The 24,188-nt window shown below is 28.1% G+C and carries 22 protein-coding genes; 11 read left to right on the top strand and 11 right to left on the bottom strand.

The window, feature by feature from the left end; translation table 11 throughout:
• Positions 1 to 25: 25 nt before the first annotated feature.
• The 3 genes from CRV03_RS01900 to cbiB are packed head-to-tail and all read left to right on the top strand — an operon-like array spanning position 26 to position 2,675.
• Positions 26 to 775 carry a metallophosphoesterase gene (locus CRV03_RS01900; protein WP_129083445.1) on the top strand — a complete coding sequence of 250 codons (750 nt, stop codon included), beginning with the start codon at positions 26 to 28 and terminating at the stop codon, positions 773 to 775.
• Positions 775 to 1,797, top strand: a complete 1,023-nt coding sequence (locus tag CRV03_RS01895) for an aminotransferase class I/II-fold pyridoxal phosphate-dependent enzyme (protein ID WP_129083444.1) — start codon at positions 775 to 777, stop codon at positions 1,795 to 1,797. Before CRV03_RS01900 ends, CRV03_RS01895 begins: the two co-directional genes overlap by 1 nt.
• Entirely contained in the window at positions 1,788 to 2,675 is an 888-nt protein-coding gene (cbiB, locus tag CRV03_RS01890) for an adenosylcobinamide-phosphate synthase CbiB (RefSeq protein ID WP_129083443.1), read from the top strand. Before CRV03_RS01895 ends, cbiB begins: the two co-directional genes overlap by 10 nt.
• Here cbiB and CRV03_RS01885 read toward each other — a convergent pair.
• The 5 genes from CRV03_RS01885 to CRV03_RS01860 form a co-directional block, all read right to left on the bottom strand.
• Positions 2,646 to 3,617, bottom strand: coding sequence for an iron ABC transporter permease (locus CRV03_RS01885; protein ID WP_309109180.1), 972 nt, complete (start codon positions 3,615 to 3,617; stop codon positions 2,646 to 2,648). The genes cbiB and CRV03_RS01885 overlap by 30 nt on opposite strands.
• Entirely contained in the window at positions 3,614 to 4,312 is a 699-nt protein-coding gene (locus CRV03_RS01880) for an ABC transporter ATP-binding protein (RefSeq protein ID WP_129083442.1), read from the bottom strand. The genes CRV03_RS01885 and CRV03_RS01880 overlap by 4 nt, the downstream gene beginning before the upstream one ends.
• A complete protein-coding gene (locus tag CRV03_RS01875; protein WP_129083441.1) occupies positions 4,296 to 5,132 on the bottom strand; it encodes an ABC transporter substrate-binding protein in 837 nt (278 codons plus the stop codon). Before CRV03_RS01875 ends, CRV03_RS01880 begins: the two co-directional genes overlap by 17 nt.
• Positions 5,132 to 7,075 (bottom strand): TonB-dependent siderophore receptor, encoded by a 1,944-nt coding sequence (locus CRV03_RS01870; RefSeq protein ID WP_129083440.1) that lies wholly within the window; start codon positions 7,073 to 7,075, stop codon positions 5,132 to 5,134. Before CRV03_RS01870 ends, CRV03_RS01875 begins: the two co-directional genes overlap by 1 nt.
• A gap of 274 nt (positions 7,076 to 7,349) precedes the next feature.
• A complete protein-coding gene (locus CRV03_RS01860; RefSeq protein WP_129083438.1) occupies positions 7,350 to 8,060 on the bottom strand; it encodes a sulfite exporter TauE/SafE family protein in 711 nt (236 codons plus the stop codon).
• 258 nt (positions 8,061 to 8,318) lie between these two features.
• Here CRV03_RS01860 and CRV03_RS01855 point away from each other — a divergent pair, with 258 nt between their 5' ends.
• From CRV03_RS01855 to CRV03_RS01830, 6 genes are all read left to right on the top strand, one after another.
• A complete protein-coding gene (locus CRV03_RS01855; protein WP_129083437.1) occupies positions 8,319 to 8,939 on the top strand; it encodes a hypothetical protein in 621 nt (206 codons plus the stop codon).
• A 154-nt stretch (positions 8,940 to 9,093) separates the two neighbouring features.
• A complete protein-coding gene (glmS, locus tag CRV03_RS01850) occupies positions 9,094 to 9,504 on the top strand; it encodes a methylaspartate mutase subunit S (protein WP_129083436.1) in 411 nt (136 codons plus the stop codon).
• Positions 9,504 to 10,868, top strand: coding sequence for a methylaspartate mutase (locus CRV03_RS01845; protein ID WP_129083435.1), 1,365 nt, complete (start codon positions 9,504 to 9,506; stop codon positions 10,866 to 10,868). Before glmS ends, CRV03_RS01845 begins: the two co-directional genes overlap by 1 nt.
• The gene (locus CRV03_RS01840; RefSeq protein WP_129083434.1) at positions 10,865 to 12,055 is read left to right on the top strand and encodes a glutamate mutase L; all 1,191 of its coding nucleotides are present in this window, start codon (positions 10,865 to 10,867) and stop codon (positions 12,053 to 12,055) included. Before CRV03_RS01845 ends, CRV03_RS01840 begins: the two co-directional genes overlap by 4 nt.
• Before the next feature lie 11 nt (positions 12,056 to 12,066).
• Positions 12,067 to 13,641, top strand: coding sequence for an AMP-binding protein (locus CRV03_RS01835; protein ID WP_129083433.1), 1,575 nt, complete (start codon positions 12,067 to 12,069; stop codon positions 13,639 to 13,641).
• 193 nt (positions 13,642 to 13,834) lie between these two features.
• Positions 13,835 to 14,110, top strand: a complete 276-nt coding sequence (locus CRV03_RS01830; RefSeq protein ID WP_129083432.1) for a c-type cytochrome — start codon at positions 13,835 to 13,837, stop codon at positions 14,108 to 14,110.
• A gap of 58 nt (positions 14,111 to 14,168) precedes the next feature.
• On the opposite strand, the gene CRV03_RS01825 is transcribed toward CRV03_RS01830, so the two are convergent.
• The 3 genes from CRV03_RS01825 to CRV03_RS01815 form a co-directional block, all read right to left on the bottom strand.
• Positions 14,169 to 14,912: a slipin family protein gene (locus CRV03_RS01825; RefSeq protein WP_129083431.1), complete on the bottom strand. Its 744-nt coding sequence runs from the start codon at positions 14,910 to 14,912 to the stop codon at positions 14,169 to 14,171.
• A 3-nt stretch (positions 14,913 to 14,915) separates the two neighbouring features.
• A complete protein-coding gene (locus CRV03_RS01820; RefSeq protein ID WP_129083430.1) occupies positions 14,916 to 16,190 on the bottom strand; it encodes a nodulation protein NfeD in 1,275 nt (424 codons plus the stop codon).
• A 67-nt stretch (positions 16,191 to 16,257) separates the two neighbouring features.
• A complete protein-coding gene (locus CRV03_RS01815; protein WP_258238976.1) occupies positions 16,258 to 17,112 on the bottom strand; it encodes a GGDEF domain-containing protein in 855 nt (284 codons plus the stop codon).
• A gap of 124 nt (positions 17,113 to 17,236) precedes the next feature.
• Between CRV03_RS01815 and CRV03_RS01810 the strand changes: the two genes are divergently transcribed.
• Positions 17,237 to 18,400: a hypothetical protein gene (locus CRV03_RS01810; protein ID WP_129083428.1), complete on the top strand. Its 1,164-nt coding sequence runs from the start codon at positions 17,237 to 17,239 to the stop codon at positions 18,398 to 18,400.
• Between the two features lie 108 nt (positions 18,401 to 18,508).
• The gene (locus CRV03_RS01805) at positions 18,509 to 19,936 is read left to right on the top strand and encodes an SDR family oxidoreductase (protein WP_129083427.1); all 1,428 of its coding nucleotides are present in this window, start codon (positions 18,509 to 18,511) and stop codon (positions 19,934 to 19,936) included.
• Here CRV03_RS01805 and CRV03_RS01800 read toward each other — a convergent pair whose 3' ends face one another.
• From CRV03_RS01800 to rsmH, 3 genes are read right to left on the bottom strand one after another with little or no spacing between them, the layout of a single operon-like run.
• The gene (locus CRV03_RS01800; protein WP_129083426.1) at positions 19,937 to 23,023 is read right to left on the bottom strand and encodes an efflux RND transporter permease subunit; all 3,087 of its coding nucleotides are present in this window, start codon (positions 23,021 to 23,023) and stop codon (positions 19,937 to 19,939) included.
• Positions 23,004 to 23,273 carry a hypothetical protein gene (locus tag CRV03_RS01795; RefSeq protein WP_129083425.1) on the bottom strand — a complete coding sequence of 90 codons (270 nt, stop codon included), beginning with the start codon at positions 23,271 to 23,273 and terminating at the stop codon, positions 23,004 to 23,006. The genes CRV03_RS01800 and CRV03_RS01795 overlap by 20 nt, the downstream gene beginning before the upstream one ends.
• Positions 23,266 to 24,168, bottom strand: a complete 903-nt coding sequence (gene rsmH, locus CRV03_RS01790; RefSeq protein WP_129083424.1) for a 16S rRNA (cytosine(1402)-N(4))-methyltransferase RsmH — start codon at positions 24,166 to 24,168, stop codon at positions 23,266 to 23,268. Before rsmH ends, CRV03_RS01795 begins: the two co-directional genes overlap by 8 nt.
• Between the last annotated feature and the right edge of the window lie 20 nt (positions 24,169 to 24,188).

Genomic DNA, 24,188 nt, shown 5'->3' with positions numbered 1-24,188 from the left:
AAATAATAAGACAAAAAGGAAATTAATGCAAATAGCAATTTTATCTGATATACATGGAAATATTTATGCTTTACAAGAAGTAATAAAAGATATTAGAAATAGAAATATTGAAGTAGTTTTAAATCTTGGAGATATGTTTTATGGACCAATTGAACCAAGGGCTACATATGAACTTATAAGAGAGAATAAATTCATAAATATCTGTGGAAATCAAGATAGAGAAATCCTTGAAGCAAGTCTTGCTCAACTAGAAGAAAACCCTACTTTAAGATATACATATGAAGACTTAGGAGAAGAAGTTTTATACTGGATTCAAGACTTGCAGTTTGAAAAAATCATTGGTGGTACATATTATATGGTTCATGGAACATACTTTGATGATAGCCAGTACTTATTAGAAGATATTTCAAATGGCGAAATAAATTTAAGAAGTGATGAAGAGATTATCAAACTAACAGATAATATTAAAGCCCCTTTTATCTTTTGTGGACACTCTCACTTACCTAGAGTTCATAAGTTAAACTCTGGGCAAATAGTTATAAATCCAGGTTCTGTAGGACTACAAGCATATGAAGATGAACTTCCAATTAAACATAAAATGCAAAACCATACACCACATGCAGCCTATACTATTTTAACAGTAGAAGAAAATCAATATAGTGTTGAGCAAGTAAGAGTTGCATATGACTATGAAAAAGCAGCAAAAAAAGCAGAAGATAATGGAAGACCTGATTGGGCACATGCTCTAAGAACAGGAGAGGTTTTAGAAAACTAATGAAAAAGTTTGAACATGGTGGAGATATAAAAAGTTTTGCAAAAAAAGCAAAGTGTCAAATTGAAGAAGTAATTGATTTATCTTCAAATATAAACTTTCTAAAACCAAAACTTGATATTGATTTTAATAGTTTAGATATATCTTCATACCCGAATTATGACAAGCTTTATAAGGCTATTTCAAACCATTACAACGTAATGAAGTCAGAAATTGAACTATATAATGGTGGTAGTTCTGCCATCTTCAAACTCTTTGAAAATTTGAACTTAAAGCATTGTACTATTTACTCTCCTGCATACTTAGAATACAAAAAAGCAGCACTAAACTTTGAATATGAAATTGATTTAATCAATAGATTTAAAGATATGAATAAAGAAGTTAAAAAAGGTTCATTTGTAATATTTGTAAATCCTTCAACACCTGATGCAAAATGTTATGACATAAAGAAACTACTAAAACAATGGATAAAAAAAGAGTGCGCAATCTTGATAGATGAAAGCTTTTTAGAGTTTACAAACCATGAATCAGCAACAAAATACTTAAAAGAGTATGACAAACTTTATATTCTAAAATCTATGACAAAGTTTTATTCAAGTGCCGGAATTAGAGTTGGAACTATTATCTCATCAAAAGAAAATATCAAAAAACTAAAAGAAAAAGAGCCCATGTGGAAACTTTCTACTTTTGATATGACCTATTTAATAGAGGTTTTAAAATATAAAAACTTCTACAAAAAAGCTAAAAAGAAAAATAAAGAAAACCTAGAATTATTGTATTCTACAGTTAAGAAACACTCTTTTATCAAAGAGATACATAAAAGCGAAGCTAACTATATTTTAGTAAAAATAAAAGGTATTAAAGCAAAAGAGTTACAAGAAAAACTAATACCCTATAAAATCATGATAAGAGACTGTTCTAACTTTGATTTTTTAGGTAAATATCATGTAAGAATTGCAGTAAAAAGTAAGAAGAGTATCAAACTTTTAGAAAAAGCCTTTAGTGAAATAGAAAAATGTATTTAGAACTACTATTTTTCGCATATTTGATTGACTTTCTTTTTGGAGAGTTTCATATAATCAAAACTCTTTATCACCCTATTATTCTTTTTGGAAACTATATAAAGTGGTTTGAAAAAAAGTTTTATGAAGACTGTATCTTTAGAGGTTTTTTATTAACTATCTCTTTATTGTCTCTTGTTTTTATAGTTACTTTTTTATTAAGTAAAATTGATAATATATATTTTCAAGCCCTACTTTGCTCTTTTACTATCTCTTCTAAAATGCTTTATGATAGTGTAAAAGAAGTAATATCCTCAGACAATCCTAAACATGCCATCTCTATGCTTGTAAGTCGAGATACAAAGGAAATGAGTGAAAGTGATATAAATAAAGCTGCCATTGAAACTTATGCTGAAAACTTAAGTGATGGGGTTGTTGCTCCAATATTTTACATGCTCTTTTTTGGACTTGCAGGAGCTTTCATTTATAAAGCAATTAATACCTTAGACTCAATGGTTGGATATAGAAATGAAAAATACGAAAACTTTGGTAAGTTTGCAGCTAAACTTGATGATGTAGTGAACTTCTTTCCAGCTAGAATAACTGCACTTTTAATAGCCCTACTTTTCTTTTCAAAAAAAGCTTTTAAAGCATTTTATAACTACGGGAAAAAACATGAAAGTCCAAATGCTGGACATCCAATCTCAGCAATGGCACTAGTTTTAAATGTCTCTTTAGGAGGACCTACTTCGTACTTTGGAAAAGTTAAAGAAAAGCCTTATTTTGGAGATGGTAAAAAAAATATAGAAAAAGAAGATGTAAAAAAAGCACTAGATTTCAAACTAAGATTTGATATCTTTATTCTTATAGTTTTAAGTTTTTTTCTTATGTTTTCTAAATAGTAAATATACAAAAAACGGCGCACCTATAAATGAAGTAACAACTCCAATAGGTAAAGAAGAAGCCGTATTTAAAACCCTTGAAATCAAATCAGAAAGCACTAAAAACACACCACCATAGAAGAATACTGGCAAAATAAGTTTATCGGCACTTTGTTTATAAATAAGTCTTAAAATATGTGGAATAATAAGTCCTACAAAACCAATTGGACCTACAAAACTAATACTAACTCCAACAGCTAAAGAGATAGTCATAAGAAGTATTAGATTTAATCTATTTACATTTAGTCCTTTTAAAAATGCAATATCATTTGAAAGAAGTAAAAGTTTTATATCTTTTCTTTTTATCATTGATACAACTAAAAGAATAAGGGCAACTAAAAACACAGCTAAAGAGCTGTTATACCCTACTACATCAAGACTTCCAAGGGTAAACCTTACAATAGAATAGTTCTCTTGCAAAGTACTTAAAAAGAATATCAACATCAATGCTGATGAATAGAAAAACGATAAAGCAATACCTATTAAAAGAATAGAATTAGTTGAAGCAAAAGTTGCATTTTTGTTTATCTGTTTTGAAATAAAATATAGAATAAAAATAGTGATAAAAGAGCCTAATATACCTGAGATATAAAGAGCTACCATAGGAAAAAACACTATTGAAATAGCTGTAAAAAGTGTTGTTCCACTTGCTATTCCTAAAGTATAAGGTGTTATTAAAATATTTTTAAAAATAGTTTGGAAAATAAGCCCACTAAGACTTAAAACAGCTCCAACAAAAAAGGCTAAGATAATTCTTGGAACTCTAAGCTCCCAAAATATCATATATGAAGTAGTTGAACTATCAAATATTTCATTTAAAGAAATAGTAGTTTCTCCAATAAAACATGAAGAAAAAATCAATACCACACTTAAAGTATAAGCTAAATATTTCATTGAACTCATAATTTAACCACCAAGTGATTATTTACTACTTCTAGGCAGTTATGATAAATCTTTTCTAAAATCTCTTTTGAGAAAAACTCAGAACTTTCTCCAAAGAACTTAACTTCTCCATCATCTAAATATAAAACTTTGTATTTTAAATGAAAAGCTAAGTCTAAATTATGAGTTATGATTATCTTTTGTTGTAAATACTGTGAATTAAAAATCTCAAAAGCCTCTTTTACTCTTGTGATATCCATATTTGCAGTTAATTCATCAAAGATAGTAATCTTAGCATTATGAATAATACTTGAAGCAAGTAATAAAAGCTGTTTTTCCCCAGAACTTAGGTCATTACAAGCCCTATTTTTGATTTTTTCTAGTTTTAGTAAAGCTATTGTTTTATCAATTTTTTCTTTATTTATGTTCTCTATAAAAGATAATTCTAAAAACTCGTAAACAGAGATATACTCATCAAATATTTCAAGTTTTGGAGGAATATAGTTTATTAATTTTGCTCTTTGATTATCATCTAAAGAAGTAATATTTTTATTTTGTAGTATTACTTTGTCATTTGAGATAAGATTTGAAAGAACTTTTGCTAAGGTTGATTTCCCTGCTCCATTGGCACCAAGGATTATAAGATTTTCATTCTCTTTCAAAGAAAATGAAATATCTTTTAAAATATGATTTGAAAAACTATTTATCTCTAACATTTACTAATATATCTTTAAAATCTTCCATAAAATAAACTACTCTGTGACTAGGAATTCCTGCATACTCTTTATCTATAATATAGATATTGTCATTTTTACTTGCCTTTACGGGAAGTTTTCTCCAAGGCTTTTTTAACTCATCAAAACTAATCTTATTGTCGTGAATATAAGGTGCAAGTAAAATTATAATATCAGGATTCATATGTATTATCTTCTCAACATTTACAACAGGCTGAGCAAGACTTTTAGACTTGTATGCATTTTTGTTTCCCGAAGCTTTAATTATATCATTAAAATATAGATTGTTTCCTGTTACGTAAATAGATTTATTCAAGTCTTTTCTTGGGCTAATTACTATTAAAATATCTTTGTCTTTTACTATATTTGAAACTTCATTTAACTTTTTATCAATATTTGAAATAAGTTCTTCTGCTTTTTGCTGTTTTCCAACAAGTTTTGACACACTATTGATTGTAGTTTTTATGGAAGATAAATTATCAGTTTTAAAAGAGTGATAGTTTAGATTTAGTTTTTTTAAGTTTGCAAGTAATTGTTCATCATAGTTTTGAGCAAGAACTAAAGTTGGCTTTGCTTTTAACATTTTTTCTAATGATATTGAAGCATAACCACCAACTTTAGGTATATTTTTAGACTCTTCAGGATAGTTGCAATACTGTGTATTAGCAACTATATTTTTACCACTACCAAGAGCAAACACTATCTCATTTAAAGAAGGAGATAGTGTTATAATTCTTTGCTCACTTTGAGTATTGGCAGATAAATTAACAATAAAAAGAAGAGTTAATAAATATTTTTTCATTAGAATTTATACTTGATTCCTGCATAATATGTTCTTTCAAAGTTAACTGGATAGATATTGTCATCGCTTATCCATAAACCATTTTTTCTATCAAAAAGATTTTGAATTTTTGCAAAAAGCTCAATATTTTTAAAGTTATAAGAAGCACTTAAGTCTGTTGAGTTATAAGCTTCTTGTTTTTGGTCAAAATTGTTTTCAAAATCATTTGCGGCATAGGCACTACTTCTATAAGTATGAGATAATATTGTATTTAATTTTTTGTAAGTATATCCTAAATTTAGTGTAAGATTATGCTTAGATACCCCAGGTAAGTCCTTACCATTATAAGCTCCGTTTCCTTCATCTTCTTTATCAATTTTTGAAATAATATAAGAGTAGTTAATTGAAGTATATAAATTTTTATTAATTATATATTTATCAAAAATCTCTATACCATATTTATGAGATTTATCAATATTTGTATTAATACCACTAAAAGGTCCTGTTTTATAGTAATAAATTTCATTAGTTAATTCACTTCTGAAAATTGAAACCTTAAGCTTATTATTTTTTTGAATATTATTATATCCAATAGTATAATTTCTTACTCTTGCCGAATCAATAAAACCATTAAAAGAAGATACTGTTTCAATCCATGTACCTCCTACATTAGTCAAAGTTGAAGAAAAAAACCTATCAATATCAGGAGTTTGATAAGCTCTGTTATAGTTTGCAAAAATAGATGAAGAATCAGATAAAGAGTAATTAATCCCTACATCATAAGCATTTAAATACTCAGCTGTACTTAAACTATCTCCTGATGACGGATTATAGTCATACTCTACTTTTTCTCTTCTAAGACCTGCTGACACTTTTAAATCTTTTGAAAACTGATAATCAGCAGATACAAATAGTGCTTTATTTGTCTTGTTTGTAACATTTGTAGATTTTATTCTATCTCCATCAAAAGTGTCTGCTCCAATCACAATAGAATAATTATCTTTTTTTATATTAAAAGAAGTATTAAATGATTCATACTCATATTGAGATTCAGAACTTCCAACAAATTTACTCAACTTATCTTCTCTATTATAGTTTACATCAAATGAGTAGTTTTCATTCAAGTTATAAGTTGTACCTAAAGTTGTTAAATAACTATTAAAATACTGTTCCGTAAAACCATTTGATTGATTTGGATTATTTTTATATTTATCTTTTGTTAAAGGACCTGCATATTTTAAACGCATATCAGAAAGTGTTCTTCCTGCTCTTAACTCTAAGTTTTCAGTTGGAAAATAGATTACTTCAACTTTTCTATTTCTATTATGGTTTGAGTCTTTATTATTTAAACTATCTTCTCTTGTTCCATTCGTAGAACTATAGTCTACTAAAGCATTAATAATTAGGTTTTCATTATTGAAACCTAAACTTAAAGTGCCACCTTTTGTATCATCATTTCCCATATGAGCCATAACATAGTTATCATTTTTACCATTTGTTATGATGTTTATAACTCCTGCATTTGCTCCATCACCATATTGAACAGAACCACTTCCTTTTATAATCTCAATTTTTTCAATACTTTCTAAAGGTATTGAAGATAATAATTGTGATTGCATATCAATATTATTAAGTTTTCTTCCATTTACTGTTACTACTACATTTTGATATCCATCACCAATACCATATCCTCTTAAATCAATTTTTTGAGTAAAAGTATTACCGTAATTAGGTGCAATATTAATTGATGTTTGTGAATTTAAAAAGTCATATACATCTTTAGATTTTGATTTTTCTATTTCATCTTTTGTATAGATTTCAGTTGAGAATGTTGCTGTTTTTTCATTTGAACTTAAATAAGAAGATGTAACTTCGATACTTGATAATTGTTCAGTTTGCGAGTAAAGATTTGTTGCTAAAAAAAGCGAAGCAACTACGCTTAAACATGTAGTTTTCTTTTGCATTAATTTTTTCCTTGTGTGTTGCATTTGTTAGTAGAATAAAGTTTGATGGGTTTTAATTGCGAAACATGAAGTTTTTTCATAATCTTTGGTATATCAATATTTATTAGGTAGTTTAAACTATTAAGAAGTGAGTTTATTTTTACGCTTGTAGTGGCATTTAATATACCAAAAAATGAGAAGTATTTTTTAAAACTTTTAACCATACTTTATTACCTCCTTATAAATTTTGTGGAATTCTATGTAATAAACATAAAGGTAATCTAGTTGTAACAAACTAATTAGAAGGTGTAAGTATAGTTTTAGTTTCACCATTCATGAAGTTATAACCATTGTAAATAGTATAAACTCCAAATAAAATTACTAAGATAGAAGCTAAAGTAATAAATAAATTTCTTAGAGCAACTTGTTTAAAAATCCCAACAAAAAAACCTAAAGAGAACATCGCAGGAAGAGTACTAAGACCAAATATAAGCATAACAAAAGCACCCCAAATAGCACTTGCTGTACTTGCTGCTGTTATTGCAAAAACATAAACAAAACCGCAAGGAAGTAGACCGTTTAACATACCAAGAAAATAGAAGCTAAACAAAGAATCAGAACTCAAAAGTTTTCTAAAACTTTTTTGATAAAGTTCAGATTTCGATACAGAGTGCTCAATAGAAGTTAGAAACTTCAACTTTCCACTAAGAGAAAGCCCTACTAAAACCATTAAAATTCCAGTTACAATGAGAAGTATTCCATTAGTTGTATTATCAAAAGTTACAACAGAACCAACAAAACCAAAAATAGCACCTAATATCACATAAGTAGTAATTCTTCCAAATGAGTAAAGAACATGAGAACTTGCTTGTTTAGTTTTATTCCAAGTACTATTTACTTTTGTACTTGAATAAGCAACTACAATTCCTCCACACATACCTATACAGTGTCCAAAAGAACCTAAAAATGCTATTGTAATAATTGTTAGAATACTAATACTTTCCATTATTTCCCTAAAAAATTTTGATAATGATATATCAATTTGTATTAAAATCAAGAAAAAAAAAGCCCCACTTAAGAAAGTGAGGCTATATTCAATTATATTCAGTTGTAATGATGACGAAAATTAAAATTATTTAGTAGTAGGAGGTTTTTAATTTTCTTATGGTGTAAGTTTAATATAAAAATGTTAATTGTGTGTTAATTATCTTAATTAATTAATTTTTTTATACTATAATTTCAATTCTAATAGCAAGGAGATTTTATGAAAACTGTATTAAACACCCTATTTATAGTGGTTTTATCACTATTTATAGTTTCTTGTAGTAACAAAAAAAATGATTTAACAAATGCAAAAGAAACAAAAGTTACTAAAAAAATCGAAGCTATTTACATAAGTCATATAGAAAATGACAATTTAAACTTAAAAGAGCATCTTACAAAAGAGATTAGCAAACAAAACAATAAAAAGCTGGCAACAAAAAAAGAAAAAACAGATGCAACTATTAAAACTGAGATATTAAACTCAAATATGAATTTTGAGTACTTTTATAAACCTACAAATACTGAAAAATGTTTAAACTATAAAATTGTGAACAACTCAAGAAAATGTATAGAATATGGAAAAGTACAAATCCCTTGTAAGAAAAAAGAGTTTAATCTAGAAACAAAAATAGATTTAATATCAAAAAATAAAGAAGTACTTTTCTCTAAAGTTTATAAACAATCCTTTTCTAAAAATGTATGTAAAAACATAAAATACTCTTTTAACCCAACATATCATATACCTGCAAATAAAGATGAACTAATAAAAGAGTACAACACTAAATTAGCTAAAAAAATAGCAAAAGACTCAATAAATGACATTAATCTAAATATTCTTTAGTAAACAATTAACTTAAAACAATTTCACAACTTTTACGAAACAAAGTAAGTAGTTGTGGTTTCTTGGTACTTTCATAAATCATTCTAATAGAAATGTAACCTACTTTTAGCTAAACTATTTGCCTTTTAATAATAATCAAAATGTAGGTAATCAAATGAAAGTAGTAACAGGTGTAGTTGGAAACGACATCCACGTTGTAGCAAACAGACTTATAGAACTTTCACTGCAAGCTAGAGGCTTTGAAGTATTTAACTTAGGTGTAAATACATACTTAGAAGAGTTTGTTGATGCAGTGGTAGAAACTAACGCAGATATTCTTCTAATCTCTTCATTAAATGGAGAAGCTGAAGGTTGGTGTAGAGAAGTTAAAATCTTAAAAGCAAAGTATGGAAATCTTCTTGATAATGTAGTATTTATGATTGGTGGAAACCTAGTTGTAGGAACTGGGGATGCTTCTGATATTGTTCCTAGGTTTAAAAACTATGGATTTGATTTGGTATTTCACCAAGTTGATTTAAATACAGGATTAGATGAGTTAGAAAAATTCATGAAGGAAAGAAATTAATGAGTTTACTACAAGAAGAAAGAAATATCATATTAAACAACGAATACGTTGATAACTTTGATTTTGCAGAAGTTGAAGAGTTTGTAAAAAATGCTTCAAAAGATTTATTTATCTCTTACAACTTCAAAACAAAAAACAAAATGCTTGTTCAACCAAGAGGTGGTTTCCCAACATATGACAAGATGTTTGCACTTTATGAGTTTTTTGATAAAGCAGATGTAGATGTATTACCTTGTACTATTGATTCAAATACAAGATTAAACGACTATACAACTGCAAAGAAAATGCTAAGACTTAGTGAAGAAAATGAAGTTGATATGCTAAATGGATACCCACTTATCAACCATGGATATAGAACATCAAGAAAAATGATGACTCACTTTAATAAACCTATCTCTTTAAGACATGGTACTCCTGATGCAAGACTTTTAATAGAAACTGCCATTGCTTCTGGTATTTTTGAGATTGAAGGTGGACCAATTACATATTTACTACCTTACTCTAAAAACTTTCCTTTAGATAAAGCATTCCTTTACTGGAAATATGTAGAAAGAGTTTGTGCTGAGTATTCAAAACTAAATGAACCAATAAATAGAGAATCATTTGGACCATTAACAGCTACACTTGTTCCTCCTTGTATTACTATTGTAATTCAATTATTAGAGATGCTATTATCTTTAGAAGAAGGTGTTAAATCATTCTCTGTATCATTCTCTCAAACTGGTTCTATGAATCAAGATATAGTTATGGGTGCAGTTATTAGAAAACTAGCTAAGCATTATTCTGAGCAAATTGGTGTAACAGATGCAGATATACATTTAGTTTATCACCAATGGATGGGAGCATTCCCAATGGATCAAAACTTTGCATCTCAACTTATAAATATGAGTACTGTAATTGCCTCTATGGTTGGAGCAAATAAGATTATTACAAAAACAAAACAAGAAGCTTCTGGTATTCCTACAAAAGAGGCAAATGCAGAAACAGTAGCAAATACACAATATTTACTTAGAATATTAAATGGTTTACCAAATATTGTAGATGAGCAAGAAGAAGAGATTTTAACTGCTGAAGTTATGGCTATTATGGAAGCTGTATTCAATGACCCAGCAGATACACTTTGGAGAAAAGTATTCAACTCTATTAAAAATGGAACAATTGATGTGCCATTCTCTCCACATATCATCAATAATAATGAAATGATTACTGTAAGAGATAGAAATAAAAATATTAGAATCATAAAAAGAGGAAAAGTTCCAATTCCAGATAGATGTTTTGAATATGAAAAAAATCAATGTGATTTAAATAAAGATACAACATCTATTGTAAATGATATCATCCATGACATAGGAATTATGCAATGAGTAAATTAGAAAATAAACTATTAATTGATGTAGGAAGTACATACTTTAAACTATGTACTAAAGATAATGTACAACAACACTTTAGAGACTTTAACAAAGATATTTATGATGATTTAACTTATAAATGTGGTGAAATCATCAAAGATTATGATAAAGAGAATATTCATATTTGTTCTTCTGCAAATGGAGGTTTAAGTACTCTTATTATTGGAGTTACGAATTCTTTTTCTTTAAAATATGCAACAAATATTGCCTTTAATTCTGGTATTAATATTATTGATACTGTTTTATTTAGAGATATTGAAAAAACTTCTATTCCAAGTGAGTTAATTGATGTAGTAATAGTTGTTGGAGGAATTGACTCTGTTTCAAATATCTTTGATGAAAGACTATTTAAGTTCTTAGATGGTTTAAACTACTCAAATATCGTATATGTTGGAAGTGAAAAAGACTCTGCATTTTTAAAAGAAAATATTGAAAATGTAGTAGTACTACCAAATATCATAAATGAAAAACTTCATGTTGAAGAAGAAAACCTAAAAGAGTATTTAACAAACCTTTATCAAGCTGATATTATGGGGAAAGAAGATATCAAACACCTATATGATATTACTTCTAATCAGATTTTCTCTACTCCATATATTGTAAATAAAACTCTACCTATGATTGATTCAAAATTTAAGGTTGCTGACCCATATATTTTAATTGATATTGGTGGAGCAACTACGGATATTCACTACTCTAAAGACTTAGTTGAAGAGAATATGGTAACTGAAAATGAGTATGATAGACTTGTATTTAAAAAACTTGGTGTTTTCAAATCAAAAGAGTCTTTAATCTTTGCAGCAAAAAACAATGAGTTTGTTTATGAACTATTAGCTCATTTAAAAGTTACTGAACATATTTTTGATGAAACAAGTGAAAAAGCAACAAGAGTTTTAATGCAACTTGCTATTTTCTTAGTACTTTGTAAAGTATCAGCATATAGACAAGCCTATGTAAACTTAAAACTAAATGCTTTAAACTCTATTGTTTTAACAGGTGGAATTACAAAAGTATTAAAACAAGAAGAAATAGAAGATATAGTAACATTCTTCTATAAAAAAATATTAAATTCACAACACAACCCTACAATTGTAATGGATAATAATTACGATGTATGGACTCTTGGAATGTTAGAGAAGTAAAGGAGATTACTATGTCTATTAACTGTATTAGAACACTTATTGAAGATGCACAAGCATCTCACCCAGAAAAAGTTGCAATAAAATTTAATGAAAAAGAGATAACGTATAAAGAGTTATTTACAAAAGTTAATCAAATAGCATTTTATTTAAGAGAATTAGATTTACCAAAAGGTAGTAGAATTGGTATCTACTCTACAAAAAGTATAGAACAAGTAATTGCTATACTTGCAATTTTATCTACTGATTATGTGCTTGTTCCATTAACTAGACTTTTAAAGTCAGAACAAGTTGAATACATAATCAAAGATTGTGATATCAAATGTATTATTACTGATAGATTAAAATTAGAGTCAATTGAAGAGATTAATTTTGATGGACATATTGTATCTTATGAAACTACTCACAAAGATATTGCTTCATTTGAAGAGATTTTCAAATACTATAATAAACCATATACTTGTGAAATAAGTGGTCATGATAATGCAGTTATTACTTACTCATTTGGATTAACAGGTACTCCAAAAGGTATTGTTATTTCTCATAGAAACCTAATTGACTCTGCAAGAGTTGTAAGTCAATACTTAGATTTAAAAGAAGATGACGTTATATCTGGAACACTTATTTTCAATCTTGACTATGGATTAAATCAAATTTTCTGCTCACTATATAAAAGAGCTACTTTAGCTTTACATAGATTTATTCTTGCGGGAGATTTCTTTAATCACTTAATCAATGATGAAGTTACAGTTGTACCTTTAATGCCTATTAATATTTCTTCTATGTTTGATGAAGATGAGCATAGACTTCCAAGTGCAGATTTACTAGCTAAAGTTAGAGTATTAACTTCTTCTGGTGGTAATGTTACACATAAGATGCTAAAAGATTTAGATAACTACTTCCCTGATGCAAAGTTTTATTCAATGCATGGACTTACAGAAGCATTTAGATCAACATACTTAGAACCTTCACAAATCTGGATTAGACCTGATTCTATTGGTAAAGCTATTCCTGATGTTGAATTATATGTAATCAATGAAGAAGGAAAAGAGTGTAAACCAAGAGAAGTTGGTGAACTTATTCATAGAGGTGGATATATCTATAAAGGATATTGGAATGCACCTGTAGAAACAAAAGAACGATTTAAATCTATTCAAATCTTAAAAGATGTAATCAACCTAGAAGGACAACTTACAGATGAAACTGTTGTCGCAACTGGAGATTATGTTTATAAAGATGAAGAAGGTTACTTCTATTTTGTTTCAAGACATGATGATATGATTAAAACAAGAGGATTTAGAGTAAGTCCTTTTGAAATAGAATCAGTTGTTGCAAACAATCTTCCTCAAATAGACCAATGTGCTATTTTCTCTATACCAAATGAAGAGATAGAAGAAGAGATAGTTATGGTTTATAGTGCAAGAAGTGAGATTGCTTCAAAAGAGATAATCTTTGAACTAAAAAAACACTTAGCTTCATATATGATTCCAAATAAAATAATTTATAAAAAATCTTTACCTTTAGTTCCTAGTGACAAAAGTAAAATTAATAAAGAAGAACTAAAAGAAGAGCTTCTTAAAGACAACTAATATAGTTTAACTATATTAGTTCTCAACCACCCAAATACTCCACAATTTCTACACAATCAATTTATAAAATCTGGTACAAAAGTAACGTTCTTAATTACTTAGCTTAAAATTAATTTAGTATTGATATAAATCAAAGCAAAATTAAGTTTATTAGGTTAAAATTCTAAGAAATAATTAAAAAAAAGGATCTCTAATGAGAAAAATTTTACTTCTAACTTCAATTCTTGCATGTGCAGCATTTGCTAATCCATATGCAAAGTGTGTTGCGTGTCATGGTGCAAATGGTGAAAAAGCTGCTATGGGTAAATCTAAGATTATCAAAGATATGACTAAAGCTGAATTTGTTGCTGCAATGAAAGGTTATAAAGATGGATCTTACGGAGGACCTATGAAAGGTTTAATGAAAGGTCAAGTTGCTGGTCTTTCTGATGCTGATATCGAAGCAATTGCTAACCAAATCGCTAAGTAATCTTAAAACTAGAGTTTTTAAACTCTAGTTTACACCTAACTCCCCTATTTTTATACCACTAACTTTTCTGAGTAAAAAACTTACCTAAATCACTTCCAAAAGGAAATACAATAGTATTTGTTTTATCACTTGAAATATCACTTAATGTTTGAAGATATCTTAATTGTAGTGCTTGTGGGTTATTTGCTAACACATTAGCTGCTTCCAAAAGGTTTTGACTGGCTTCAAGCTCACCTTTTGAGTTGATGACCTTAGCTCTTCTTTGCCGTTCAGCTTCTGCTTGTTTTGCAATAGCTCGTATCATGCTTTCATCTAAATCAATATGTTTTATCTCTACATTTGAGATTTTTATTCCCCAAGCATCTGTTTGTTTATCAAGTATCTCTTGAATATCTTCATTTAATTTTTCTCTTTCTGCTAACATTTCATCAAGGTCGTGTCCTCCAAGAACTGACCTTAAAGTAGTTTGTGCAAGTTGAGAAGTTGCATCATTAAAACTTTCAACTTGAATAATTGCCTTTTCAGGGTCAACTACTCTATAATAAACAACAGCATTAACCTTTACAGAAACATTATCTTGTGAAATCACATCTTGAGATGGAACATCATGTACAATAGTTCTTAAATCTGTTTTTACCATCTTTTGAATAAAAGGAATCACCAAAATCAAACCAGGTCCTTTAACTCCTGTAAATCTTCCTAATGTAAAGATTACACCTCTTTCATACTCTTTTAAAATTCTAATTGAAGCTGCAATTATTGCTATAACAATAAAAACAGTATATATAACTGTCATAAACATAACTTACTCCTTTTTAGGTTTTACTTGAAGTATTAAACCATCAATACTTTCTACTATAACTTCTTTACCTTTTTCAAGCTCTTCATTACTTTTTGCATTCCATACTTCTGAATGAATTTCAACTTTATAAATATCATCTTTCTTTTTGATAACCTTTGCTACAGCTCCTATCATTTCATCAATACCTGTTTTTGCTTTTTGTTTCCTCTCTTGAATTATTATTCTAAGTAAATATATAAAAATAGCTGTACTTACTAAAGCAAAAGCAATTATTAAAGATAAAGAGATATCAATACCTAGTGTCTTTTCATCAAATAGTATTAAAGAACCAAAGACAAAGGCAATAACTCCACCTATACCCAATATTCCAAAACCTACTATAAATACTTCTGCAATCATAAGAACAAGTCCTATTAAAATAAGAAGTAAGCCAGCTATCTCAAAAGGTAAGATATTAAGTGAATATAGTGCTAAAGCACCACTTATTAAGCCTGTTACACCAGGGAAAATAGAACCAGGATTCATCAACTCAAAAAAGATTCCATAAATAGCTAAAAGCATTAGGCCATAAGCAATACTAGGATTAGAAAGATAAGATAAAAGCTTTATTTTAAAGCCCTCTTCTATAGTGTTTACTTTTGAGTTTGTGGTATCTAATTTAACTGTTTTTTTATCTATTTGAACTTTTAACCCATTGAGCTTTTTTAAAAGAGAAGTCATATCATTTGCTATAAAATCAATAACACCAAGCTCTAGTGCTTTTTGGGAATCTATACTTGCACCTTTTGTTACACTCTCTTTAGCCCACTGTATATTTCTATTTCTAAGTTTTGCTAAACTTTTAATATATGCACTTGCATCATTTATAGTTTTTGTTTGCATAGTTGATAGTTTACTGTTTTTTTCTTCTGTAAATGCTAGTTGTACAGGTGTTGCTGCTCCTACATTTGTTCCTTCAGACATAACTGCAATATGTGAAGCATATAAGATAAAAGTTCCTGCACTTGCAGCTCTAGAACCTTTAGGAGATACATAAACAACAATTGGTATTTTAGAATTTAAAATTTGTGTAACAATATCTCTTGTTGAAGATACTAAACCACCAGGTGTGTTAAGTTCGAAAATTATAAGTTGAGAGTTTTGTTTATTTGCTTCTTTGATAGATTTTTTAACAAAAGCACTACTTGCAGGATTTATAGCTCCCTCATAAACAAAGTGAGTAATATTTGAAGCAAAAAGAGCAATAGTTAAAGTAAAAAATAAAACAAGCAGTTTCATGACAAACTCCTTTATTTTATAATCATACTCCACTATTTTTTTTATGTCAAGTAAGAGTTTTCTCTAATCAATTATAAATAATAGTATCTCTACCCTGTTCTTTAGCTCGATAAACTGCACTATCTGCCCTTTTTAGCATTTCATCTTTTGTTTTACAATCACTAAAAAAGGATACTCCAATACTAACAGTTAAAGTTACATCTTGTTTTGGGTGATAAATTTTGTGAGCTTTTATCTCTTCTTTCATTTCATTTAGTTTAGATTCTATTTCATATCTTGGAAGAAAACATAAAATTAAAAATTCTTCCCCACCGTATCTGTATACTTCACCATTTAAAAAGCCTGCATACTTTTCTATTTTTTTAGCAAGATAAGTTAAAGCTTTGTCCCCTGTATCATGACCAAAATTATCATTTATACTTTTGAATCTATCTGCATCTATAAAAATAGCAGTTAATAAATCCTTATTGTTTTGATTTATAAACATAGACAAATCATTTTCCATTTTACGTCTATTATAAATGCCTGTTAAATGGTCTCTATTCATATTGTCTTCTAATAAAGCTCTTTCCCTTAATAACTCTTGTATTAAAGTATCTTTATAGTTTTCATCAAGGTCTGAGTTTTTTTGTTCAATAATTCTTCCTAAATAAAACTCAAACAAGTCTTTTTTAAAGGAATAATCTATCTTCTCACACTCAATAATCATTTGAGGTTTCTCTTCACCTAAACCATTAGTTATTTTTATTTTATCAATTTGTTTAATACTATATTTTATTTTGTCATTTATAATTTTAGGCTCAAGTAGTTCTCTCTTCCAATAAGAAGAAGTACTCTTTTCTAAAACCTTTAATTTTTTTAATTGGATATCTTTAAATAGTTCTTTACTGACAGAAATTTTATACATATGGAATATTATCAAGTATGCCCTTAATATTTGAATTACAAATTAATATTTATAATTTAAACTTATAATACTACTAATCTATTTTTAATAGTTTTTAAAGTATATTTCCATAATTTAAAATTATATTTAAAGGATATAAATGACTTTGAGAGAAAAATTCAACCCTATGTGTTTTTTAGCTTCATTAGGTTCCGGTGGGCTATCTGTATCATTTTTTATGTATCTAATGTTTTTAGTTCCACACAAAGATACACCAATGGCAACATTTAACCATATATTTCCTGAGCTTATAAAAGGAACATGGTTATCTATTACTATTGCAATTGCTTTATTAGGTATTATACTATTTGCCTTTTTTCACTTTAAACTACTTATTTGGAATACAAAACAGTTTAATATGTATAAAAAAACAGACAACTATAAAACACTTGTGAACTCAAATGCAGAAATCACACTTATGACTATTCCTTTAACTTATGCAATGACAATTAATGTTTGTTTTGTTTTAGGAGCTGTTTTTGTACCTAACTTATGGTCTGTAGTTGAGTTTATGTTTCCTTTTGCCCTACTTGGTTTTGTAGTAGCTGGATATTTTGCATTGAAGATAATATTTACTTACTTTTCAAGACTATTAGTAAAAGGAGAGTTTGATTTTACAAAAAACAATAATCTTTCTCAAATGATTTCAATCTTCGCATTGGCAATGGTTTCAGTTGGTTTTGCGGCACCTGGTGCTATGAGTCATAATATTGTGATAAATGCATTAGGAATATTTGGAGCTATATTCTTTGGTTCTTTTGCTATTTTATTACTTATCATTAAAATAACAATGGGATTCAAAAATATGTTTGAACAAGGTATTTCAATAGAAGCTAGTCCTTCATTATGGATTATCTTACCTATTTTAACTCTTTTAGGAATTATGATGATTAGAGTATCTTTTGGACTTGACCATAACTTTGATTCAAATATGAGTAAATCCTCTTTATTTACTCTAACTTCTACTATCCTTTCTATCCAAATTATCTTTGGTATTTTAGGCTATAAAGTTATGAAAATGAATAAATACTTTGAAACATATGTTGATGAAGAAAAAACAAGGTCTTCAGTATCCTTTGCTCTAATTTGTCCAGGAGTAGCATTTTTTGTATTTGGTATGTTCTTTATCAATTTTGGACTAACTTTTAATAATGTAGTAGAAAAATACTCTATTGCATACTTTTTACTAATGATTCCATTTATATTTATTCAATATAAAACTATTATCTACTTCTTTAAACTAAAAAGAAAATTTAACTTCTAAATATATAGTCTCTTTTATGAGACTATATATAAATTCACTATTAAATGTAATAAAATTCATACTAAAAGATATTTTCTAATGTTATAATAAAATAAAAAAGGATATATCATGAAAGTATTACTTACAGGTTCAACTGGATATATCGGTAGAAGATTAAAACAAAGACTCATACAAAATCAAGATATAGATTTAAGATTATATGTTAGAAATAAAAAAACCTTATCTCAAAACCTTCCTTCAAATATAGACGTTGTAGAAGGTGATACTTTTAATAAAGAAAAACTAAAAGAAGCTTTAAAAGATGTAGATACAGCTTTTTATTTAGTTCACTCTCTTTCAAGAAATGATTATAAAAATCTAGATAAACAATCAGCTCAAAACTTTTTAGATGCAGCTATAGAGTGTGGTGTTAAAAGAATCATCTATCTTGGAGGTTTAGGAGTTAAAAATGAACAAACAAGTGAGCACTTATTAAGTAGAATAGAAACTGGTGAAGTTTTAAGTTCAAGTAAAAATATCCAAACTATTTGGATAAGAGCTGGAGTTATTATAGGCTCAGGAAGTACAAGTTTTGAGATAATAAGAAATCTAACTGAAAAACTTCCAATAATGACAACTCCAAAATGGGTAAATACAAAAGCTCAACCTATAGCAGTAGATGATGTCTTAAACTACTTAGAGCAATCTATTTATCTAAAAGAAAAAGAAAACTTAATAGTTGACATAGGAAGTGAGCAACTAACATATAAAGAAATGATGCTAGAAACAGCAAAAGCTTTAGGATTAAAAAGAGTCTTAATACCTTTACCTTTTCTTTCTATAAATGTTTCATCATATTGGTTAAACCTATTTACTCCTGTACAGTTTAAAGTAGCTAAAGCTTTGATTGAAGGGCTAAAATCAGAAGTTGTTATTCAAAACGACAATGCAAAAAAATACTTCCCAAAAATACACCCTATTTCTTACATAGAAGCGGTTAAAAGAGCTGTTAAAGAGATTGAAACCAATCAAGTAATAAGTCGTTGGTCCGATACTGACAACTCTGGCAAAATCTGGGATAGAAACCACGATAAAGAGATTGCTGATGCAATTTTCTTAGATAGAAAAGAGTTACTATTAAAAGACTTATCAAAAGAACAAGTCTTTAAAAGTTTTACTAGTATTGGTGGAAAAGATGGTTGGTTTGCCTTTGATTTTCTTTGGGAAATAAGAGGTTTAATTGATAAAATGCTTGGTGGAGTTGGTTTAAAAAGAGGAAGAAAAAATCAATACAATCTTAGTGTAGGAGAGAGTTTAGACTTTTGGAAAGTTGTTGATATAAAAGAGAATGAAAGACTACTACTTTATGCACAAATGAAAGTTCCAGGAACTGCATGGCTTGAGTTTAAAATTGAAGATAATAAGCTTATTCAATCAGCCTACTTCTATCCAAAAGGATTATTTGGAAGAATCTATTGGTATAGTTTAATTCCAATTCACTATTTAGTTTTTAATAATATGATTAAATCAATCATAAAAAAAGCAGAAAAGTTTTAACTATTCTGCTTTTCTTAAATAAATAAGTCTATATACCATCGGTACATAATATAAGTTTAGAACTGTTGCCCATAAAATACCAAATCCTAAAGCAACTGCCATAGGTTGTAAAATTAAAGCTTGTCCAGAAGCAAAGAACATTAAAGTTGCAAGTCCTAAGATTGTTGTAATTGATGTTAATAAAATTGGTCTTAATCTCATAAGTGCATAATCTTGCATCTCATCTAAATTTTTAGCTTTTTTAATAAAATCCATCATAATAATTCCATCATTAACTATAACACCTGCAAGTCCTACCATTCCTATTAAACTTGGCATAGTTATATGTAAACCTAAAACTATATGACCTAATAAAACACCAAAAATAGATAAAGGAATAGTTGAAATTATAATCAAAGGTTTAACTAAAGAATCAAACATCCATATTAAAGCAAGGAAGATTAAAATAATAGCTAATAAAGCAGCTTGTGCCATCTCCTTTTGTACCTTTTCATTCTCTTCTTGTTCCCCTTTTATATCTATATTTACAAACTGTTTTTGTTCTTCAAGAGTTGGGTTTAATTGTTCGAAAACTTCAGATGAAGTAACCTTATTAATACTTGCTGTTACAGAAACTATTCTTTTAGAGTTTTCTTTAAAAATTTGAGACTGAGCATTTTTTCTAACTATAGTAACAACATCTTTTAAAAGTACTTTTTGAGCTGTTCCAGGAATTAGAACTTCAAATCTATCTAAAGAAGATAATTCATCTTTATTTTTACTTTGGAAAACTACTTCAACAATACCTTTATCATCAAACATTTTTGAATAAGCGCCTTTAAAATAAAAAGGTCTAACAGCAGAGATAATATAGTTTTCAGTGAAACCTAGCTTTTGTCCATACTCATTTACTTTGAATTTTAACTCTATATTTCCAACTAAAATATCATCAGCTACATTTGAAACACCATTTATTTCATTTAATTTATCTTTTATAACTTTAACTGAGTTATTTACATTTTTAGTATTTGCTCCTGAAATAGCTAACTCTAAATCATTTTTAACAATACCTGCACCTGGTATTGTAATTTTAAACTCTTCATATTTTCCACTATTAATTAAAGGCTGTAAAAGAGCCCTTAGTTCTTCTTCAACCTCTTGGGCTGATTTCTCTCTAATCATATTTGTATCATCATATTTTGGAGACAAATAAGGGTTTATATATTTATCAAAAATATTTTGAGGAGCTCTTTCATAAAGATTTACAAATATTTGAAAATAGAACTCTTCATTTTGAGGAAGGTTTTTACCATCAAGTTTCATACCAGTAACAGAAGAGATAGAGTCAATATTATTTGCAAAATCATATTCATCAATAATCTTTCTTTCTATTTGCTCAACAAGTTTTTCTGTTTGCTCTATTTTTTTACCAACGCCAACAGAACCATTTATATATAGTTGTGTAGAATCAAAATCTGGTAAGAACTGGAACCTTGACTGTGATGCTATAAATACAGTTGAGATAAGAATAGAAATAACCATAACAATAACTGCTAAATATTTTCTTTTTAGTAGAAAACTAAGTATAGTTCTATAGATTTTTTTATTTACTTCCCAAATTCTATCTGATCTTTTCTCTTTTTTGTGAACATCAAATATCTGTTTTGCATGTAAAGGAAGGAAAAAGAAAGCTTCAACTAAAGATGATAATAAAAGTATTGTAATCATAATTGGCAATACTTTCATAAACTTCCCTACTTCACCTGTCATAAGTAGAATTGGTAAAAAAGCAAAGATAGTAGTTGCAGTTGCAGTTAAAACAGCCGGATAAACTTCTAATGCTCCATCTAGTGAAGCTTGGAGTCTATTTTTACCCATCTCCATATGTCTGTAAATATTTTCTCCAACAACAATAGCTTCATCTACTAGCATACCAAGAGCAATTAAAGCCCCAAGCAGAGATAGCATATTTAAACTATAACCCATAGCTTCTGCTGAAATCAACCCTATCATAAATGAAGTTGGAATACCAATTGCAATAACAATGGCAATTCTTACATTAATAAAATAGAACAAGGCCATAAATAAAAGACAAAGTCCAAACAAAATATTTGAAACAACAGTATTAAGTCTATTTTTAATCCACACAGAAGTATCTGTATGAGTATCAAAGGATAAAGAAGGATAATCTCTTTTTGCTTCTTTTAAAATCTCTTTTATCTGTTTTACTAACTCAATTGCATCACCAGTATCACTTTTGTTTATACCAATAGAAACATCTCTATTTCCATTAAAATGGGAGATATTATTTACATCAGCAAGTTTAAACTCAACATTTGCAATATCTTTTAATAAAACCCTTTGGTTATTTATTTTTATTATTGTATTTTTAATCTTGTTAATGTCTTTTTCACCATTAAAAGTACTTAAATAGTAGTGTCGTGTACTATCTTTTATAATACCAGCAGGAAAAATAGAGCTTATATTTTGAACAGAGTTAACTACATCTTGAAGATTTAAGCCATAAGCTAAGATTCTGTTTTCATCAAATTTAACCAATAACTCTTTATCTGAATCTCCCCAAATAGAAATAGAACTTAAATCTTTAAGTGCAGAGATTCTTGATTTAACATCATCTGCTACATCAAGAAGTTTCTCTTTAGAATCTTCACCATAAATAACAACTGTAATTAAAGGGATCTCACCTATTACTTCTTTTACTATAGGTTCATCCATATCACTTGGAAGATTTACTTTTGTTTTTGTAACTATATCTTTTACATCATCAAGTACATCAGAAGCTTCAAAGCCTCTTTTTAACTTTATATTTATAGAAAAAAATCCATTTTTAACTATAGAGGTAATGTCACTTGCTTCTTCTAAAGATACAAGTTCATCTTCTAAATCCTCAACTGCCATTTTGTCAAGTAAATCAGAACTTGCTCCTGCATAAGTTCCAGTAATAGCAACGGCATCAAGTGAAGCAGGAGGAAAAATCTCTTTTGGTATTTTAAAATATGCAAAAACTGAAAGTACTAATAAAAAGAAGAGTAAAAAGTGGTTTAATATAGGTTTTCTAAGTGCGAACTCAATTATTGTTTTTATCATAAGCTTCTTCTATTGAATATATTATTAAAGAGTCTTCAATTTGATTTTTAAACTTCATATCTTCTAATTGTTGAGCCAAAAACTTATTTTCCTCTTTTAAAGAGATATAATGGGCATAAAGTTTATTAATATCTTTACTAACATAATATATATTATTTGCTAAAAAAATCTTTGGAAAAAATAGTATAAGACCTAATGCTAAGGTACCTAATACTATTAAAAGAGAATTTTTAGGGTTAAGTTTAATCAAATTTGAAAATCCTTAATTTTGAACTTCTACTTCGGGGGTTTTGTTTTATTTCCTCTTTTGTAGGAATAACTGGTTTTCTTGTAATTATCTTACCTAAAGAGTGATTATTTCCACAAGTACATCTAAATGCATCATTTGGACAAATACAAGATTTACTCCATTTTTTAAAATAGTTTTTAACAATTCTATCTTCTAAAGAGTGAAAAGAGATAATCGCAATAGTACAGTCTTTAAGGTTTGCACTCTCTATTGAATCAAAAAGTCTTTCAAGAACTCCAAGCTCATCATTTACTTCTATTCTAATACCTTGAAAAGGAAGTGTTGCAGGGTGAATTTTTCCTTTGTGCATTTTTTTTGATAAAAGAGTTGATAACTCTTTTGCAGATGAAAATGGTCTATTATTTACAATTAAAGAAGCAACCTTTTTATACTCTCTTACTTCTCCATACTCTTTTAATACTCTTTCTAGTTCATGTTGAGAGTAAGTATTTACAACAACAGAGGCATCTAAAGATTGGTTTTGATTCATTCTCATATCTAAAACTGAACTTTCAAAACCAAAACCTCTATCTTCTTTATCTAATTGCAAAGAAGAAACACCAATATCAGCTAAAATACCTTTTATATTCTCATTTTTAAACTTTTCAATAACATGCTCAAAGTTTCCTTTATTAAAAGTAACTCTATCTTCAAACTCTTTTAATCTATTACTTGAAAATGCTAAAGCTTCATCATCTTGGTCATTACATATTAGCTTTATATTTGGATATTGTTTTAACAATCCTTCACTATGGCCACCATAACCAGTAGTACAATCAATAATATATCCATCATTTATATCTTCAAAAGCATCTAAAGTCTCTTGAAAAAGCACTGGAATATGGGGAATTTGCATTAAATTTGTCCTTAGTAGTT

The sequence above is a fragment of the Arcobacter sp. F155 genome (assembly GCF_004116455.1).
In the GTDB taxonomy this organism is placed as follows: Bacteria; Campylobacterota; Campylobacteria; order Campylobacterales; family Arcobacteraceae; genus Halarcobacter.
Note: the sequence above shows the minus strand (reverse complement) of the source record. Positions and strands in the feature narration are given on the sequence as shown.